We start from the raw sequence: 17978 nt of genomic DNA on the forward strand, positions 1-17978 counted from the left end.
GCTCCGGTATTGGTTTACCGAAAGTTTACGCAATAGCTGAGCGTGGGGAAGCGGCAAGCGCAGGCCCGCCCCTTGAATCGATTCGCATGGTTACGGATTAAGGTTTACGCACCCGCCGCGGGCAAAGAAAAACCCCGCCCGGACGAACCGGGCGGGGCCAGAAAACCGCAGCTCGCCGAAAGGCTTACTGCATGTAGTCGTAGGTGCCGTCCTTCCACTCGTAGAAGACGTAGCCCGGCAGGGTCACGTCGCCCACGTCGTTGAAGGCCAGGTTGCCGAGCACGGTGGAGAACTCCATCTCGTTCAGCTTGCCGACGACCGGATCGAAGTCGGTCGAACCGGCGGCCTTGACGGCCTCGGCCCAGGCCTGGATCGCGGCGTAGGTGTAGAGCGAGTAGCCCTCGGCGGTACGGCCGGCGGCCTCGAGCGCCGCGACGACGGGCTTGGCGACCTCGTTCTTGCGCGGATCCGGAGAGAAGGTCATGAGCGTGCCGGCACCGACGTCGCCGGTGATCGACCAGTACTCGTCGGTGACGAGCGCGTCACCCGACACGAGGACGGTGCTCATGCCCTGCTCGGCCATCTGGCGCTTGATGAGGCCGGCTTCCGTGTGGTAGCCGCCGACATACAGCACGTCGATGTTCTCGGACTTCAGCTTGGAGACGAGCGCGGTGTAGTCCTTCTCGCCGGCCGTATAGGCCTCGTAGAGGGCTTCCTGCTTGCCGGCCTCGTTCATGTACTTCTTGGTCTCGTCGGCGAGGCCTTTGCCGTAGGCGGTCTTGTCATGGATGATGGCGATGTTCTTGTCGCCGAACTTCTCGGCAAGGAACGCACCAGCAACCTGGCCCTGCTGGTCGTCACGACCGCAGGTCCGGAAGATGCCCGGGCCCGGACGCTCGTCGGTGAAGGTCGGGTTGGTCGAGGCCGGAGAGATCTGGATGATGCCCTCTTCCGCATAGACCTGGCTGGCCGGGATCGAGGAACCCGAGCAGAAGTGGCCGGCGACGAAGACGACGCCCGAACCGACGAACTGGTTGGCAACCGCCACGGCCTGCTTGGGATCGCAGGCATCGTCGCCGATCTGCAGCACCAGCTTCTCGCCGTTGATGCCGCCGGCGGCGTTGATGTCCTCGACGGCCTGCTCGGCACCGGCCTTCATCTGTGCGCCGAACGAGGCGTACTGGCCGGTCATCGGACCCGCGGTCGCGATGATGATGTCGGCCATCGCCGCGGTCGACAGGCCCATGCCGACGACGGTGGCGACGCTCGCCATAAGAAGCTTCTTCATAAGGTAGTCTCCCCTTGCTCCAGATGCTTTCCCGACCCACCTCGGGCCGGGAGCTGAACCACTCTGGTTGTGCGGGCTTTTTGCCCGCGGGCCGTCCCTTCCGGATCGGCCATCTACCGAAACACTATCCCCTTTTCGGGCAAAGTCGAGCGTTTCGGATCAGGTAGCGGGAAGGAGAACCTTCCCGCAATGCGCGTAGTGTCAGGCGATGCTGTCGTCGGCGCCGGGGCGCAGACGCCAGCCGAACGGGCTCGTCTTTTCGTAGAGCCAGCGATACTGGCTGGTCATCTGGTTGGTGCGCGTCACCCGCCAGCCGGCCAGCGCCAGCGCGACCAGATAGGCGAAGGCGATCAGCCAGTGCTGGATCGACAGCAGCGTGCCGCCATAGAGCGCGAAGCTCAGGAAGCGCACCGCCAGCGACAGCAGGAAGATGAACCACACCAGGACGGAAAGCGGGCGCCAGGTCAGGGCGCAGGCCCGGCCCGTCGACCAGGCCGCAGCCCCGCCGAGGACGAGGGTCAGGATGATGAAGCCCGCGAGGGTCGTGTCATAGAGGAATCCCATCAGGACCTCCCTTTGTGCCGCCGTCCGGCCCTGACGGGCCCGGGTGCCGGCGAGAATGAGAACACGGGTTCCGGCCGCCGCGCCGCAAGGGCCGGCGGCCGCCGGATCAGTGCCTGCCGCCCTCGAGATAGGCCGCCTTCACCTCTTCCCTCGACAGCAGCTCCTTGCCGGTTCCCGACATGGTGATGACACCGTTGACCATCACGTAGCCGCGATGCGCCAGCTTGAGGGCGTGATAGGCGTTCTGCTCGACGAGGAAGACGGTGAGGCCTTCGGTGCGGTTGAGCTCGGCGATGGCGTCGAAGATCTGCTTGACGATCAGCGGCGCCAGACCGAGGGACGGCTCGTCGAGCAACAGCAGCCGCGGCCGGCCCATCAGGGCGCGGGCGATCGCCAGCATCTGCTGCTCGCCGCCCGACAGCGTGCCGCCGCGCTGCTCCCGCCGCTCCTTGAGGCGGGGGAAGAGCGTGAAGACCTTTTCCAGATCGCCGGAAAAGTGCTTGGGATCGACGACGGCTGCGCCCATCTGCAGGTTTTCCATCACCGACATGCGCGGGAAGATACGGCGACCTTCCGGCGACTGGGCGATGTCCATCCGCATGATCTCGTGCGTCGGCATGTGGGTGATGTCGATCCCCTTGTAGTGGATCGAGCCGTTGCGCGCCTGCGGCGTGCCGCAGATCGTCATCATCAGGGTCGACTTGCCGGCGCCATTGGCACCGATCAGGGTGACGATCTCGCCCTCGTGGACGTCCATGTCGACGCCGCGCAGGGCAACAATCTTGCCGTAATAGGTCTCGACGCCACGAATCTGGAGAAGGGGTTCTCTCTCGCTCACAGGCCCACCTCTTCTTCCACCTGATCGACTTCGTCATCCGCAACGCCGAGATAGGCGGCAATGACCTTCGGGTCGTTCTTCACCTCGTCCGGGGTGCCGTCGGAAATCTTCTCGCCGTAGTCCAGCACCACCACATGGTCGGAAATCTCCATGACCACCGACATGTCGTGCTCGATCAACAGGACCGAGGTCTCGTGCTCGTCGCGAATGTAGTGCAGCAGCGTGTTGAGCTCGGCGCTCTCGCGCGGGTTGAGGCCCGCCGCCGGCTCGTCCAGGCACAGGAGCTCCGGCATGGTGCACATGGCGCGGGCGATCTCGAGCCGCCGCTGGTCGCCATAGGGCAGATCCGCCGCCGGCGCATCGGCCCGGTCGATCAGGTTGGTGCGCTCCAGCCAGTACCGGGCCCGGTCCACCGCGCCGGCCTCCGCCTTGCGGAAGCCGCCGATGCCCAGCAGGCCGCCGACCGTGTAGCCGGAGGCCACCATCAGCGGGTTGTGCTGCGCCACCATCAGGTTTTCCAGCAAGGTCATGCCGCCGAACAGGCGGATGTTCTGGAAGGTGCGCGCGACCCCGGCCTTGGCCGAGATCTTGAAGTCGGGCATGCGCTCCAGCAGGTAATGCTCGCCGGTGCGCCGCTTCATGGTGATGCGGCCCTCGGTCGGCTTATAGAAGCCGGTGGCGCAGTTGAAGACCGTGGTCTTGCCGGCGCCATTGGGACCGATCAGGGCGGTGATGTCGCCGCGACCGACATTGAACGACAGGTCGTTCACCGCGACCAGGCCGCCGAAGCGCATGGTCACATGCTCGATGCGAAGGACGGGATCGTCGTTCCAGCGTCTCATCCGTGGCCCTCCTGAACCAGATCGGCGGAAATGCCCTTGGCCTTCTTTCGGTCAAGCGCGATGGAGGGCGCACGGGTCGAGATCAGACCGCGCGGCTTCCAGACCATGATGACGACCATCAGGAGGCCGAACACGAGCATCCGGTATTCCTCGAACTGCCGGAAGAACTCGAAGCCGCCGATCATCACCACCGCAGCGATGACGACGCCGACCTGCGAGCCGAGGCCGCCGAGAACGACGATCGCCAGGATCACCGCCGATTCGATGAAGGTGAAGCTCTCCGGCGAGATGAAGCCCTGGCGCGTGGCGAAGAACGAGCCCGCGAAACCGCCGAACATGGCGCCGAGCGCGAAGGCGGTCAGCTTGGTGTTGGTGGTGTTGATGCCGAGCGAGCGGCAGGCGATCTCGTCCTCGCGCAGGGCCTCCCAGGCCCGTCCGACCGGCAGCTTGCGCAGCCGCATGGTGACGAAGTTGGTCGCAAGCGCCATCACCAGGATCAGGTAGTAGAGGAAGATGATCCGGTGGATGGAGTTGAAGTCCAGCCCGAAGAAGTCGGCAAAGCCGCCCTCTCCGCGCTCGAACTCCAGACCGAAGAAGCTCGGCCGGGGAATGCCGGACAACCCGTTCGGGCCGCCGGTGAACTCGTACCAGTTGAGCAGCACCACGCGGATGATCTCGCCGAAGGCCAGCGTCACGATGGCGAGATAATCACCCCGCAGACGCAGCACCGGGAAGCCGAGGATGACGCCCCAGAAGGCGGCGAGGATGCCCGCGAGCGGCAGGCAGAGCCAGAAGGAAAAGCCGAAATACTGGGCCAGCAGCGCGTAGGAATAGGCACCCACCGCGTAGAAGGCGACATAGCCGAGGTCCAGCAGGCCGGCGAGACCGACCACGATGTTGAGGCCCCAGCCGAGCATCACGTAGGTCGTCACCAGGATCGCGAGATCGAGATACTGGCGCGAGCCGCGCGAGCCGAGGAAGTACATCAGCAGGAACGGCAGGACCACGGCGAGCACGAAGAGCAGCGGCGTGATCAGGTGTCCGAAGCGGAAGGCCGCCGCCTGGCTGGGCATGAGCCCGCCGAGCATGGCGGTGACCGGCTTCTCGCTCTTCCAGACGAAGAGGTTGAGAGCCAGGCGTCCGAAGAAGACGACGGCGACCGCGATGGCGACCGCGCTCCAGCGGTACTCGATCGACAGACCGCCGATGCTGACTTCGGTCTTCATGCCGATGAGCATGGCGAACAGGCCGAATGCGACCAGCGCGCCCACGGCGGCATCCTTCACGGAGCCGGCGAGCAAATCCTGTTTCTGTGCGGCCATGGTCTCAGACCTTCTCGACTTCGGGTTTGCCCAGGAGACCCTCGGGCATGAAGATCAGCACGATGGCGAGGATCGAGAATGCGGCCACGTCCTTGTATTCAAGGGAGAAGTAGCCGGACCAGAAGGTCTCGATGAGGCCGATCAGAAGACCGCCGAGCATGGCGCCGGGCAGCGAGCCGATGCCGCCGAGAACGGCCGCGGTGAACGCCTTAACGCCGGCCAGGAAGCCGATGTAGAAGTCGATGACGCCGTAGTAGAGCAGGAACATCAGGCCCGCGACGGCAGCCAGCGCCGCACCCATGACGAACGTCAGCGAGATGGTGCGGTCGACATTGATGCCGAGCAGCGCGGCCATCTTGCGGTCCTGCTCGCAGGCGCGCTGCGCCCGGCCGAGCGGCGTCTTGGTGATGAGGAAGGTGAAGCCGGCCATCAGCAGCAGCGTCGCGACGATGATCAGGATCTGCATGTAGCTGATCTGGACGACGAAGTTGCCCTCGGGTCCGACCGTTTCCCAAAGCTGGATGTTGCCGCCAAGCAGCGGCTGCAGCGGCTTGGTGCGCGCGCCCTGCGAGATCTGCACGAAGTTCTGCAGCGCGATCGAGGCGCCGATGGCGGTGATCAGCGGCGCCAGGCGGAACGAGCCGCGCAGCGGCCGGTAGGCGATCCGCTCGACCGTCCAGCCCCAGACCGCGGTCAGCGCCATGGCGATGACCAGCACGAGGCAGAGCGCCAGGATGAGCAGCAGCAAGGGCGTCGCCGCGGTGATGCCCAGCGCGATGATCACGATGAGCGCGATGAAGGCTCCGACCATGAAGATATCTCCATGGGCGAAGTTGATCATGCCGATGATCCCGTAGACCATCGTGTAGCCAATGGCGATCAGGCCGTAGATCGACCCGAGCGTAACGCCATTGATCAACTGTTGGATGAAGTAGTCCATAGGCCCTGTGGTCCCCCTGAAGGACTGGCGGCTTCGCCGTTCTCAGTCCGCAGCACCGCCGACATGGCAGCGGCGCGTGATCTCATGTACTTACCAAGCCCCTGTGGGCCGCACAATTCCCCTCGAAAACCGGTACTTAGAAAAGAACATCTTTCCCCTCCGCCGGCAAACGAAACGCGATTGTTCCTCCACGGCACTCCGATGGCCCTCCCCGCGAACACGGTGTTGCCCGGCGGCCCCGCAGGGCGCGCAATGCGCCCGGCGACTTCCGGACAGACCTGTGGCGGGGAATCGAAGCGGCGACGTGGCTCCTCCCGATCGCGCCGTTAACGTTAGGGAAAAAAGTCACAAGGAAACACCAGTTTCAATTGAAACTTACGGACGTCATGGTTAGATTTTCTAACCATGAGTAATGGCAACCTGCCTCCTCTCAACGCGCTCAGGGCCTTGGCCGCCCTCGCCCAGACCGGCCGCGTCGGCAAGGCTGCCGACGAACTCGGCGTCACCCATGCCGCAGTCAGCCATCACCTGCGCAATCTGGAGGACTGGTTCGGCATCGCGCTGGTGCGTCGGGTCGGACGCCGCGTCGAGCTGACGCCGGACGCCGAGCGCATCGCCGACGTGACGCGCGCCTCGCTGCAGCGGATCGGCGACGTGTGCCACGACGTGCTGGAAACGGTGCGCCGGCCGGAGCTGTCCATCGCCTGCGTCCCCTCCTTCGGCACCCGGTACCTGATTCCCCGCCTCGTCGACTTCGCCGAGGTCGCCCCGAACCTGCGGCTCAGCCTGCTCTACGCCCAGCACGGGCTGGCGCAGGACACCGACATTTCCATCGACTGGTTCGACACCCCGCCGCTGGCCGAGCGCTACGCGGTGCGCCTGCGGCTCCTGTCCGGCCACACGCGGCCGGTCTGCAGCCCGGCGCATCTGGCCGCGCACGGCCCCTTCGACACGCCGCAAAAGGTGGCCGGCGCCCGCCTGCTGCACGACGAGACCCGCAAGGACTGGCGCGACTGGATGGCGGAAAACGGCCAGCCGCAGGACCTTGCCGGCAACGGCCCGGTGTTCAGCGACTTCAACCTCTTGGTCAGCGCAGTCGTCGCCGGCCACGGGGTGGCGCTGTGCGTGGAAACGATGATCGAGGCGGAGCTGGAGCGCGGCGACCTGATCCCGCTCACCGACACGCTGGGCAGCCGCGACCGCGGCTACTGGCTGACCACGACGCAGCCGCCCGGCCCGGCCGCCCAGCGCTTCATCGAATGGATCTGCGAGCGCATGCCGGGCAGCGTCCCGGGCTCGCGCGATTCCGGACGGCGGGGCGCAAATCCGCAACCGGCCCCGTGAAACCTATTCGAAACCGCCCTAGGTTAGGATCGATGCTCCAGGGGCACATGCCCCCCGCGGACGGACGGCAACGCGAAAGAACCAGGGACGGGCACGGTCGGGCCATCAGCATGGCCGGAAGGACCGGAGGGGACGACATGACGAACAGCTCAGCCTTCAGGACGGGAGGCCTCGGCGGCGAGGGCGCGCAGCCCGTCGACCGCTTCGCCTTCCGCGAGGCCATGAGCCGGCTGGGCACCGCGGTCCACATCGCCACGACCGATGGCGTCGCCGGGCGCGGCGGCACCACCGTCTCGGCTGTCGCCTCCGTCTCCGACGCCCCGCCGACGGTGCTGGTCTGCGTCAACCGCCAGGCCCGCATCAATGCCGCGATCAAGGCCAACGGCCTGTTCGCCATCAACACGCTGCCGGCCGAGGCGCAGGCGCTCTCCGATGCCTTCGCCGGCAAGGGCGACCTCACCTTCGACGACCGCTTCGCGCTGGCCGACTGGCATCGGCTCGCGACCGGCTCGCCGATCCTGCGCGGGGCACGCGTGGCACTCGACTGCCGGGTGACCGACATATCCGAGATCGGCACCCATTCGGTGATCTTCGGCGAGATCCTGGGCATCGAGCTCGGCGAGCGCGGCCCGGCGCTGATCTATCTCGACCGCGCCTATCACCGCATCTGACCTGTCCCGGCTGACGCCGCCTCCTGCAACGACCCGATGAGGCCGCCTTGCGCAACCTGATCACCGACGTGCCGGGCCTTTCGGTCGGCAATGCCTCCTGCGAACGCCTGAAATCCGGCGTTACCGTGCTGACCGCGGACCGGCCGCTGCGCGCCTCCGTGGCGATCCATGGCGGGGCGCCGGGCACCCGCGAGGCGGCGCTGCTCGATCCGCGCTTCACGGTGGAAAGCGTCGATGCCTTGGTGCTGTCGGGCGGCTCGGCCTTCGGGCTGGATGCGGCCTCCGGCGTGCAGATGGCGCTGGCCGCGCAAGGGCGCGGCTTTGCCGTCGGCACGGCGCGTGTGCCCATCGTACCGGGGGCGATCCTCTTCGATCTGCTCAACGGCGGCGACAAGGACTGGGGCGACACCAATCCCTATGGCGCGCTCGGCCGCAAGGCGCTGGCCGCAGCTGCCCCGGACTTCCAGATCGGCAGCTTCGGTGCGGGTGCCGGCGCAACGACGGCAACGCTGAAGGGGGGACTTGGATCGGCTTCGGCGAAGCTGTCGTCAGGGGCAACCGTCGGCGCGCTGGTCGCGGTCAATGCGCTCGGCAGCGCGGTGCTGGGCGATGGCCCGCATTTCTGGGCCGCGCCCTTCGAGAAAGACGGCGAGTTCGGCGGCCTCGGCTGGCCGGCCGCGATGCCGACCCTGCCCGACCGCCCGCGCACCAAGCTCGACGGCCTCAGCGAGGGCGCCAACACCACCATCGCCATCGTCGCGACGGATCTCGCACTGACCAAGGCCGAGTTGCAGCGGATGGCGGTGGCGACCCATGACGGCTTCGCCCGCGCCCTGTGGCCCGCGCATACCCCGCTCGATGGCGACCTGATCTTCGCGGCCTCCACGGCCGCGCGCGAGATGCGCGATCCCTTGCCCGAGACGGTAGAGATCGGCGCAGTCGCCGCTGCCGTGATGAGCCGGGCGATCGCCCGCGCCGTCCATGCGGCCAGCCCCGCCCCCGGCGACACGCTGCCGACGTGGGCTGAGCGCTTCGGCGGATAAAGCGAAAGAAACGCGGCGGATTACTCCGCCGCTTCCATCACAGGCGTGCCCTCGCCCTGCGGCGCAAGCTGGGCCAGCAGCGCCTCGCGCCGGGCCATCGCCTTGGCGAAATTCGCCTCCTTCACCGGACCGAAGCCGCGCACCGTGTCGGCAACGCGGGCCAGCTCGACGAGCAGGCCGTAATTCGCCGTGCCGACAAGACCGGCGATGCGCTCGGCATCGGCAAGGCAGAGGCTCGCGAACTCCCGCTCCATGCGCCGCTCGCCGGTGCGGCCGAACGGATCGAAGGCGCTGCCGCGCAGGCGCTTGGCCTTGGCCAGCAGGCGGAAGGCGGTGAAGATCCACGGGCCGAAGGCGATCTTGCGCGGGCGCCCCGTGCGCGGGTCGAGCGAGCGGGAGATCAGCGGCGGCGCCAGGAGCACCTTGAGCTTGCGCGGGCTGTCGAACTGCGCCTCCAAGCGGGCGCGGAAGTCGGGCTGCGAATACAGCCGCGCGACCTCGTACTCGTCCTTGTAGGCCATCGCCCGGTAGAGGCCGTCGGCGAGCGTGCGCGTCAGCCGCAGGGTGCCGTTGCCGGCGCGCTCGTCGGCGGCACGCACGGATGCGACCGCATCGAGGAAACGCTTTGCATAGGCCTCGTCCTGATAGGCGGCAAGCTCGCTGCCGAGGAACGCGATCCGCGTGTCGAGATCCATATCCGCCGCCGGATCGACGGCATTGGCCGCCGGCAGGGCGGACAGGATCTTCTCCGGCACGGCAAAGAGCACCCGGCCGGCGTGGAAGGCCGACAGGTTCTTCTCCACCGCCGCGCCGTTGAGGCGGATCGCGGTGTCAAGCGCGGTGGTCGAAAGCGGCAGGCGGCCGGCCTGATGCGCCATGCCGACCAGCATCATGTTGGCGTAGATGGCATCGCCGAACAGCGCCTCGGCGATGCGGGCGATGTCGTGGCCGGCGAAGAGCGGACAGGCTTCGTCCAGCGTCTTCAGCATCCGCGCCTCGTCGAAGGAGAGCGTCTGCTTCATCACGAACTCGGCCGTCGGCGCGACGCGCGAATTGGCAAAGCCCGCCGTGCGCTCCCGGTCGATCAGCGCCAGCTGCTCGGCATTGGTCGCCACCACCATGTCGGAGGCGAGCAGCACGTCGAGGCTGGCGGTCGGGATGCGCGGCCCCTCGATGGCCCGGTCCGCGGTGGAGAAGCGCAGATGCGAGGTGACCGGGCCGCCCTTCTGGGCAAGGCCGGTCATGTCCAGCGTCGAGGCCTGCTTGCCGTCCACATGCGCGGCCATGGCCAGCACCGCCGCCGTGGTGGTGACGCCGGCGCCGCCGATGCCGGCAATCAGCAGGTTGAGCGTCGTCTCAAGCCCGGCGACCTCAGCTTCAGGCAGTTCGGCGACGAGCGCGGCAAGGTCGAGCCCGCTCGCCTCGGCCCGGCGCAGCGAGGCACCCTCCACCTCCACGAAGGAGGGGCAGAAGCCCTTGGCGCAGGAAAAATCCTTGTTGCAGGACGACTGGTTGATCCGCCGCTTCTCGCCGAAGGGCGTCGCCAGCGGCTCGATGGAGATGCAGTTGGACTGCACCGAACAGTCGCCGCAGCCCTCGCAGACCCGCTCGTTGATGAACAGGCGCATGTCGGGATCGGCAAAGTTGCCGCGCTTGCGGCGGCGGCGCTTTTCGGCGGCGCAGGTCTGGTCGTAGATCAGCACGGTGACGCCGACGATCTGCTGCAGCTCCTCCTGCACGCGCATCAGCTCGTCGCGGTGGAAGACATCGGTGCCCGGCGCAAGGTCGCGGCGGCCGACATAGGCGTCCGGCTCCTCGCTGACGACGACGATGCGCTCGACCCCTTCGGCCTCAAGCTGGCGGGTGAGCTGCGGCACGGTCAGGATGCCGTCGACCGGCTGGCCGCCGGTCATCGCCACCGCGTCGTTGTAGAGGATCTTGTAGGTGATCGGCACCTTGGAGGCGACGGCCTGGCGGATCGCCAGGATGCCCGAGTGGAAATAGGTGCCATCGCCGACATTGGCGAAGACATGCTTGTCGCGGGCGAACTCCGACTGGCCGACCCACAGGACGCCCTCGCCGCCCATGGCGATCTGGCCGTCGGTGGTGCGGCCCGGGATCTCCGTCATGGCATGGCAGCCGATGCCCGGCATGGAGCGGGCGCCCTCGGGCACGAGCGTGGACGAGGAATGCGGGCAGCCCGAACAGAAATACGGCACGCGCGCGGCGCGCTCCGCATGGCCCTGCGACCACATCACCTGCCGGTTCATCCGCTCGGCGACGGCGCGCATCTCGGCGGTCACGAAGTCGGCCGGCAGGAAGGCGAGCAGCGCCGGAATGATCTCGGCGACAGCCAGTTCCAGCAGGTCGGAGAGGAACGGATTGCCCTGCGGCGTCATCTTGCCCCAGATCGCCGGACGGGCATGGTCCGGCCAGCCATAGGCGATTTCCTTGATCTGCGGCTCGAGGAAGGCGCGCTTGTGCTCGACGATGAGCAGCCGCTCCAGCCCCCGGGCGAAATTCGACAGGCCGATGGGCTCCAGCGGCCAGGGCATCGCCACCTTGTAGATGGCAAGGCCGATGTCGCGGGCCCGCTCTTCCGTGAGGCCGATCAGCTCGAACGCCTGGCGCAGGTCGCGATAGGCCTTGCCGGTGGCGACGATGCCGATGCGCGGGCGGCTGGCGCCGAAGGCGACCCGGTCGAGCCCGTTGGCCCGCACATAGGCGCGCGCGGCCGGAATGCGCACGTCGCGCAGCAGCCGCTCGGTCTCCAGGCGATTGCCGAGCAGAAGCACGCGGTTGAGATCGTCGTGCCGGCGCGGATCGCGGTCCTCGGGGAAGACGAAGTCGAGGCGCGCGGGATCGACGGAGACGGTCGCGGAGGCGTCCATCGTGTCGGCAAGGCAGATCAGCCCGCTCCACAACCCGCTGAAGCGCGACATGGCAAAGCCATGCTGCCCGTAGTCCAGCACTTCCTGGATATCGGACGGGTTGAGCACCGGCATCTCGACATGCTGGAAGAAGAACTCCGACTGCGCCGGCAGGATCGAGGACTTGGCCAGATGATCGTCGCCCGCCAGCGCAAGCACGCCGCCATTGGCCGCCGTGCCGCTGGCATTGGCCTGCCGCAGCACGTCGCCGGCGCGGTCGACGCCCGGCGCCTTGCCGTACCAGATGCCGAAGACGCCGTCGTAATCGGTGCCCTTGCCGTGATGGGCGACCTTCTGGCTGCCCCAGACGGCGGTGGCGCCGAGCTCCTCGTTGACGCCGGGCTTGAAGACGATATCGGCCGGGCCAAGGTGGCGCCTGGCGCGCACGAGCTCGGTGTCGAAGCCGGCAAGCGGCGACCCGCGATAGCCGGAAATGAAGCCGCCGGTCTTCAGTCCGCTTGCCCGGTCGAGCCGGCTGCGGTCGAGGGCGAGGCGTACAAGCGCCTGGATGCCGGTCAGGTAGACACGGCCGTCATTGGAGACGTATTTGTCGTCGAGGGAGACAGAGCGCGTGATGGCGTTCATGGAGACGGCCTCCTCATCCGTCTTCGAGGGTCGCGCGCGAGGGGGCGTGAAGCGCCCGCACCCCGCGCAATCTGCTGGGACCCAATATGCTCCTTCTATGAGTGAAATTCTGTGCTATCGTGCCCGAAACAGACCCAAAAACCGCACGGAATTTCCCCTCGACAGCCCATGAGCGAAAAAAACCTTCTGGACCCGTCCGACATCCGCGTGCTGCAGATCATGCAGCGGGATGCCTCCCTCTCTATCGCCGAAATCGCCCGCGAGGCGGGCATGAGCCAGACCCCGTGCTGGCGCCGCATCAAGAAGCTCAAGGAGACCGGCGTGATCCGCCAGGTCGTCGCCGTGGTCGACCGGGAAGCGGTCGGGCTCGGCTTCGTCGCCTATGCCTTCGTCAAGCTGGCGGTGCCCAGCCGCGAGAACATGGAGACGTTCGACAAGCTGCTGCAGCGCTGGCCGGAAGTGGTGATCTGCGAGCGCATCACCGGCGCGGTCGACTACCTGATCAAGGTCGTCGCCAGCGACATCAAGGCCTATGACGACTTCCTGCGGCTGAAGCTGCTCGACAACACGCTGGTCTCCGACGTGCAATCGCGCATCGTCGTCAGCACGGTGAAGCACACGGTGGCGCTGCCGATTCGCGAGACGTGAGGGGGCGGGGACGGGTGCTGCTCCCGTTTCCTTTTCCCCGCCTCTCCTCGCGTCATCCCGGACGAGGCCGAGGGCCGAAGATCCGGGATCGGCGAGCCATGGCGGTCGTGGCATGTTTCCGAAGCGCACCTCACACGCCCTCGGCTCTCCGGCCCCGGCTCGGCGCTTGCGCGCCGTCCGGGGTGACGAAGGGACAGGTTAGCGGACTCTCGCGGCCGCTCTGGAAACCAATAGGCCCCGGATCTCGCGATGCTCGTCCGGGGTGACGGCAGAGGGGATGCGAGGCCGTGCCACTCTCTCAGGCCGTCATCCCGGGCAAGGCGCAGCCGCGACCCGGGACCCATTGGCACCCTCGGCAGGCATGAAGCAGAGGACGGGGCGGCGTAGCGCCCGTTTCCTTTTCCCCGCCTCTCCTCGCGTCATCCCGGACGAGGCCGGAAGGCCGAAGATCCGGGATCGGCGAGCCATGGCGGTCGTGGCTTGTTTTCGAAGCGCACCTCACACACCCTCGGCTCTCCGGCCCCGGCTCGGCACTTGCGCGCCGTCCGGGGTGACGAAGGGACAGGTTAGCGGGCTCTCGCGGCCGCTCTGGCAACCAATAGGCCCCGGATCTCGCGATGCTCGTCCGGGGTGACGGCAGAGGGGATGCGAGGCCGTGCCACTCTCTCAGGCCGTCATCCCGGGCAAGGCGCAGCCGCGACCCGGGACCCATTGGCACCCTCGGCAGGCATGAGGCGGAGGACGGTGCGGCGTAGCTCCCGCGCTCTTGCCCCTCCTCGCGTCTTCCCGGTCTTCGGCAAGCCTGAACCGGGACGACAGCGGAGGAGCAATGTGGGGCCAGCGTGTCCTCGCCTTGCCGCAGCCAATGGTCGCACCCGACTTGACCCTGCACGCGGACAGGGCACAGTGGCGGCCCGCGGGCTAAGCCCGCGCCGCCGCGGTCGGGTGCGGCAAATTCGGGAAAACCCAGCTTGGGGAAGGACAGGACGATGGGACACAATGCCGGGCCGCTGACGGGCAGCTGCCGCTGCGGGGCAACCACGATCGCGATCACCGCCGATCCGGTGATGACCGCCGCCTGCCACTGCCGGGGCTGCCAGAAGATGAGCTCCAGCGCCTTTTCGCTGACCGCGATGGTGCCGGCCGAGGCGTTTTCGGTCACCGCCGGCGAGCCGGTGAAGGGCGGTATCCAGGGGCCGCAGCTCGACCATTATTTCTGCCCCCACTGCAAGACCTGGATGTTCACCCGCATCACCGGCTTCGAGGCAGTGGTCAACGTGCGCCCGACCATGTTCGACGACGAGCGCTGGTCGAAGCCCTTCATGGAAACGATGACGGCGGAAAAGCTCGCCTGGGTCGAGCTTCCGGTGGCGCGCAGCTTCGAGGGTTTCCCGCCGCCGGAAGAGTTTCCCCAGCTGATCGCGGAATTCGCCGCGCGCGACTGACGGGCAGCGCGCAGGCAAGGCCCCTGCCTGGCGTCATCCCGGACGAGGCCGGAAGGCCGAAGATCCGGGACCGGGGAGCCACGGCGGTTGCGGGTTCGATTCGGAGCGCGCCTCATACGCCCTCGGCCCTCCGGTCCCGGGTCGCGGCTACGCCTTGCCCGGGATGACGAGGAGAGACGTCGGCGCGTGAGCGGCACGGGAATGCGCGACAGCGCCTAGGCGACCAGAAAACGCGAGGGCGAATAGGGCTGCGGGTCGGCCAGCGGCAGCATGTCGGTGACGAGATCGGCCAACAGCCGCGCCATCGCCGGGGCCAGCGAAAAGCCGTCGCGCATGTGGCCGACCGACAGCCACAGGCCCGGCAGGCCGGGCAGTTCGCCGACGATGGGAAGCTGGTCGGGCACGAAAACGCGCAGGCCCGCGACCGGAACGTCCTCCACCGCCGAACCGAGCGGCAGCAGCGCACGGGCCGTCGCGGTGGCCCGGTGAAGGGCATTGGCGCGCATCGGAACGCCGGACAGCGCGCGGGCCGTCGACATCAGCTCCGTGCCGCCGACCAGCCGCAACCCGCGCTCCATCGGCGTGAGGGTGAAGCCGCCTTCCTGATCTGTGACCGGCCGGGTCAGCGACACGCCGGAAACCGCGCGGAAATGGCGATGATAGGTGCGGCAGGCCGCCAGCGGCATGGACAGGCCGAAGCGCGCCAGCACCGGCGAGATGCCTGCGCCCAGCGCCAGCACCACGACCGGCGCTCCGACCTCGCCGCGCACGGTGCGCATCGCATAGCCCTGCCGCGTGTCGATGAGCGTGGCGGCATCGCCGATCTCCGTCTCCCCGCCCCGTTCGCGGAACAGCCGTCCATAGGCCTTGGTCACGCCGCCGGGCGAGGACACCGACTGGCTCTCCGGCCAGTAGATCGCCGCTTCTTCCAGCGAGCGCAGATGCGGCTCCAGCCTGACGATCTCGACCGCGTCGAGATCCGCGTAAGACACGCCGAGGATGCGGGCGAAATGCCGGTCGATCTCGGCAAGCTCGCACACGCGCGGCGAGCGCAGCAGCTTGATCCAGCCGGTGCGACGGAAGAAGCGCAGGGCGCTGGCCGCCCGCGCCAGCGCCAGATGCTCGGCCGCCGCAACCGCCTGCAGCGGGGCCAGCGCCCGCGCGGCGCGCGCCACCGCCGCCGGTTGTGCCGCCAGCCGGCATTCGGAGAAGAAACGCGACAGATCCGGCAGCGAGCGCGAATCGATGCCGAAGCCCCGGCGCCGGGTCAACGCGCTGGCAAGGATCGCCGGAAGGGTCAGCGGCACGGGGAGCGGCGAGTAGCCATCGCAGCCGATCAGCCCGTCATTCCCGCGGGTTGCCTCCTCTCCCGGCGCATCGCGGTCGACGACGAGCACGCGCATGCCCCGCCCCTGCAGGTGCAGGGCGGCACTCGTGCCGGTGATGCCGGCGCCAAGGACGATCGCGTCGAAGCTGCGCATATGCTTTTCGACACCGTTCACAATCGCCTTGCAAGTGGAAGACGCTCTCCACGATACTCAAGGTCCTGAAATTGTTCCCGCCCGGCGCCGTTGCGGTGCCACACGCCTCCTTTTCCGGAAAGTGTCCGACATGCCGGCACTCGCCCTGCCGCTCACCCTTCTTGCCTGGCTCGGACGCCAGGGCACCCGGGCTGTTGCCATCAGCGCCCTGCTTGGCCTGGTGCTGCCGCCGCTCTCGGCCCTGTTCCGCCCGCTGGTCGAGGAAGCGATCTTCGTGTTGCTGGTGCTGGCCTTCCTGCGGGTCGACCCGGTCGCCGTCGTCGCCCATGTCCGCCGGCCGAAGCTGGTGGCCCTGTCGCTGGTGTGGATGCTGCTCGCCGTGCCGCTCGCGGTGGGAGGGCTGCTGAAGCTCAGCGGCCTGACCGCCCTGCATCCCGACATCGCGCTGGCCGCCTTCATCGTCACCGCCGCCCCGCCGATCATGTCGGCACCGGCCTTCATCGCGCTGATCGGCCTCGACGGGGCGCTGTCGCTGGCGCTGGTCGGCTGCGGCATGCTGCTGACGCCGATCACCGCGCCGCTGATCGGCGGGCTGCTGCTCGGCGAGAGCCTGCCCATCGACGCCTTCGCGCTCGGCCTGCGCCTGACCGGGCTGCTCGCCGCCTCCGCCGGCATGGCGCTGCTGATTCGCCGCTTTGCCGGCAATGCCCGCGTCGTCGGTGCCAAGGAGCATATCGACGGGCTGAACGTCCTGATCCTGTTCATCTTCGCCGTAGCGGTGATGGACGGCGTCGCCGCGCGCTTCATGGCAGCTCCCCTGTTCACCCTGGCGGTGGCGGCGCTGACCTTTGCGGTCGCGCTGACCCAGATGGGGGTGACGTTGCTGGTCTTCTCGCGGGTGCGCCGCGACCAGGGCTTCGTCATCGGTCACGCGGTCGGCAACCGCAACATGGGCCTGCTGGTCGCCGCGCTCGGCGGCACGCTGCCGGATCTCGCCTGGCTCTATTTCGGGCTCGGACAGCTGCCGATCTACCTGCTGCCCTGGCTGCTCAAGCCGCTGGCCAACCGCATCGCCGCCGATCAGGCGGAACGTGACCGGGATCACGGAAGCGCCGCACCCGGCAGCTAGTGTGCACTCAAGGCAATCCTGCCTCGGGAACCTGGCCCATGCGCAATCGACCGACACAAAAAGCCACGCCCCTTGCCGCTGCCGCTCCGCTGGGGGCCGCCGCCGCCCCGCTGGGGGCCGCCGCCCTCGCCTTGCTGGTGACGCTGGGCACCACGCCGGCCTTTGCCGGCGACTACGCGCGGGTCGACGTGATGGGCTTTTCGACAGATGGCAGCCGCTTCGCCTTCGAGGAATATGGCACGCAGGACGGCTCCGGCTTCCCCTATTCCAACATCTACCTGTTCGACGTGGACCGGGACGCCTGGCTCGGAAACAGCCCGTTCCGCCAGCTCGACGAGGTGGGCGATGCAACGCCCGCGCAGGCGCAGGCCGCACTGGAGCGCACCCGCGAGGCCAATCGCGAAGAGGCATGGGACCTGATCGTCTCGGCCGGGATTGCCGGCCGCGGCGACACGGTGGCGCACAATCCGCCGACCGAGCGCGGCGCCGATCCGCACCTGATGATCGCCTCGATGCGTCCGGAAGTGCCCGCCTTCGGCGCGCAGGTGGAATTGCGGCTGACCGAGCACGCCGTGGAGCGCCCGGCGCGCTGCCCGGACGGCTTCGGCGAGATGAAGGGCTTCCGCCTGACGCTGACGCTCGAGGGCGAGACGCGGGTGCTCAACGACGATGCCCGCCTGCCGCAAAGTCGGGGCTGCGCGCTCGGCTACCGGATCGAGCGGCTGGCGCTGCACCACCCCGCGGACGGGGGCCCGACCGCCTTCGCGGTGCTGATCCTGGTGGAGCAGGTCGGCTTCGAGGGACCGGACGGGCGGCATCTGGCGATCACCGGGCGGCTTTAGGGCGCAGGATCGCGCGCGCCTGGGAGCTTGTGGCTCCCGGGAGCCTGTGATAGCGGCTTGCCCCAG

At 68.0% G+C, this 17978-nt stretch carries 15 protein-coding genes; 7 read left to right on the forward strand and 8 right to left on the reverse strand.

Features of this window, described 5'->3' with window-relative positions:
- Positions 1 to 184: 184 nt before the first annotated feature.
- From H7H34_RS14400 to H7H34_RS14425, 6 genes are all read right to left on the reverse strand, one after another.
- Positions 185 to 1288, reverse strand: coding sequence for a branched-chain amino acid ABC transporter substrate-binding protein (locus H7H34_RS14400; protein ID WP_120267339.1), 1104 nt, complete (start codon positions 1286 to 1288; stop codon positions 185 to 187).
- 201 nt (positions 1289 to 1489) lie between these two features.
- On the reverse strand, positions 1490 to 1852 hold the full coding sequence (locus H7H34_RS14405; protein WP_185925578.1) for a DUF6867 family protein: 363 nt from the start codon (positions 1850 to 1852) through the stop codon (positions 1490 to 1492).
- Positions 1853 to 1958: 106 nt separating this feature from the next.
- Positions 1959 to 2690, reverse strand: a complete 732-nt coding sequence (locus H7H34_RS14410; RefSeq protein WP_185925579.1) for an ABC transporter ATP-binding protein — start codon at positions 2688 to 2690, stop codon at positions 1959 to 1961.
- Entirely contained in the window at positions 2687 to 3532 is an 846-nt protein-coding gene (locus tag H7H34_RS14415; RefSeq protein ID WP_120267337.1) for an ABC transporter ATP-binding protein, read from the reverse strand. The genes H7H34_RS14410 and H7H34_RS14415 overlap by 4 nt, the downstream gene beginning before the upstream one ends.
- Positions 3529 to 4854, reverse strand: a complete 1326-nt coding sequence (gene livM / locus H7H34_RS14420) for a high-affinity branched-chain amino acid ABC transporter permease LivM (RefSeq protein WP_120267336.1) — start codon at positions 4852 to 4854, stop codon at positions 3529 to 3531. The genes H7H34_RS14415 and livM overlap by 4 nt, the downstream gene beginning before the upstream one ends.
- A 4-nt stretch (positions 4855 to 4858) precedes the next feature.
- Positions 4859 to 5794 carry an ABC transporter permease subunit gene (locus tag H7H34_RS14425; RefSeq protein WP_120267335.1) on the reverse strand — a complete coding sequence of 312 codons (936 nt, stop codon included), beginning with the start codon at positions 5792 to 5794 and terminating at the stop codon, positions 4859 to 4861.
- Positions 5795 to 6199: 405 nt separating this feature from the next.
- Between H7H34_RS14425 and H7H34_RS14430 the strand changes: the two genes are divergently transcribed.
- From H7H34_RS14430 to H7H34_RS14440, 3 genes are all read left to right on the forward strand, one after another.
- Positions 6200 to 7138, forward strand: coding sequence for a LysR substrate-binding domain-containing protein (locus H7H34_RS14430; RefSeq protein ID WP_185925580.1), 939 nt, complete (start codon positions 6200 to 6202; stop codon positions 7136 to 7138).
- Between the two features lie 137 nt (positions 7139 to 7275).
- Complete coding sequence (locus tag H7H34_RS14435) at positions 7276 to 7809, forward strand: flavin reductase (protein WP_208996608.1); 534 nt, start codon at positions 7276 to 7278, stop codon at positions 7807 to 7809.
- Between the two features lie 47 nt (positions 7810 to 7856).
- Positions 7857 to 8852: a P1 family peptidase gene (locus H7H34_RS14440; protein WP_185925581.1), complete on the forward strand. Its 996-nt coding sequence runs from the start codon at positions 7857 to 7859 to the stop codon at positions 8850 to 8852.
- Between the two features lie 20 nt (positions 8853 to 8872).
- Here H7H34_RS14440 and H7H34_RS14445 read toward each other — a convergent pair whose 3' ends face one another.
- Positions 8873 to 12367, reverse strand: coding sequence for an indolepyruvate ferredoxin oxidoreductase family protein (locus H7H34_RS14445; RefSeq protein ID WP_185925582.1), 3495 nt, complete (start codon positions 12365 to 12367; stop codon positions 8873 to 8875).
- A 168-nt stretch (positions 12368 to 12535) separates the two neighbouring features.
- Here H7H34_RS14445 and H7H34_RS14450 point away from each other — a divergent pair, with 168 nt between their 5' ends.
- Both H7H34_RS14450 and H7H34_RS14455 read left to right on the forward strand, forming a co-directional pair.
- Entirely contained in the window at positions 12536 to 13015 is a 480-nt protein-coding gene (locus H7H34_RS14450; RefSeq protein WP_067216841.1) for an Lrp/AsnC family transcriptional regulator, read from the forward strand.
- A 989-nt stretch (positions 13016 to 14004) separates the two neighbouring features.
- Positions 14005 to 14460 (forward strand): GFA family protein, encoded by a 456-nt coding sequence (locus H7H34_RS14455; RefSeq protein WP_185925583.1) that lies wholly within the window; start codon positions 14005 to 14007, stop codon positions 14458 to 14460.
- A 215-nt stretch (positions 14461 to 14675) separates the two neighbouring features.
- On the opposite strand, the gene H7H34_RS14460 is transcribed toward H7H34_RS14455, so the two are convergent.
- Positions 14676 to 15941: an NAD(P)/FAD-dependent oxidoreductase gene (locus H7H34_RS14460; RefSeq protein ID WP_120267330.1), complete on the reverse strand. Its 1266-nt coding sequence runs from the start codon at positions 15939 to 15941 to the stop codon at positions 14676 to 14678.
- Positions 15942 to 16071: 130 nt separating this feature from the next.
- On the opposite strand from H7H34_RS14460, the gene H7H34_RS14465 reads away from it, so the two are divergent.
- Both H7H34_RS14465 and H7H34_RS14470 read left to right on the forward strand, forming a co-directional pair.
- Complete coding sequence (locus H7H34_RS14465) at positions 16072 to 17070, forward strand: sodium:proton symporter (protein WP_120267329.1); 999 nt, start codon at positions 16072 to 16074, stop codon at positions 17068 to 17070.
- A 38-nt stretch (positions 17071 to 17108) separates the two neighbouring features.
- Positions 17109 to 17912, forward strand: coding sequence for a DUF2259 domain-containing protein (locus H7H34_RS14470; RefSeq protein WP_185925584.1), 804 nt, complete (start codon positions 17109 to 17111; stop codon positions 17910 to 17912).
- The last annotated feature ends 66 nt before the right edge of the window (positions 17913 to 17978 follow it).

Origin of the sequence: Stappia sp. 28M-7, assembly GCF_014252955.1 — a bacterium.
Lineage (GTDB): Bacteria > Pseudomonadota > Alphaproteobacteria > Rhizobiales > Stappiaceae > Stappia.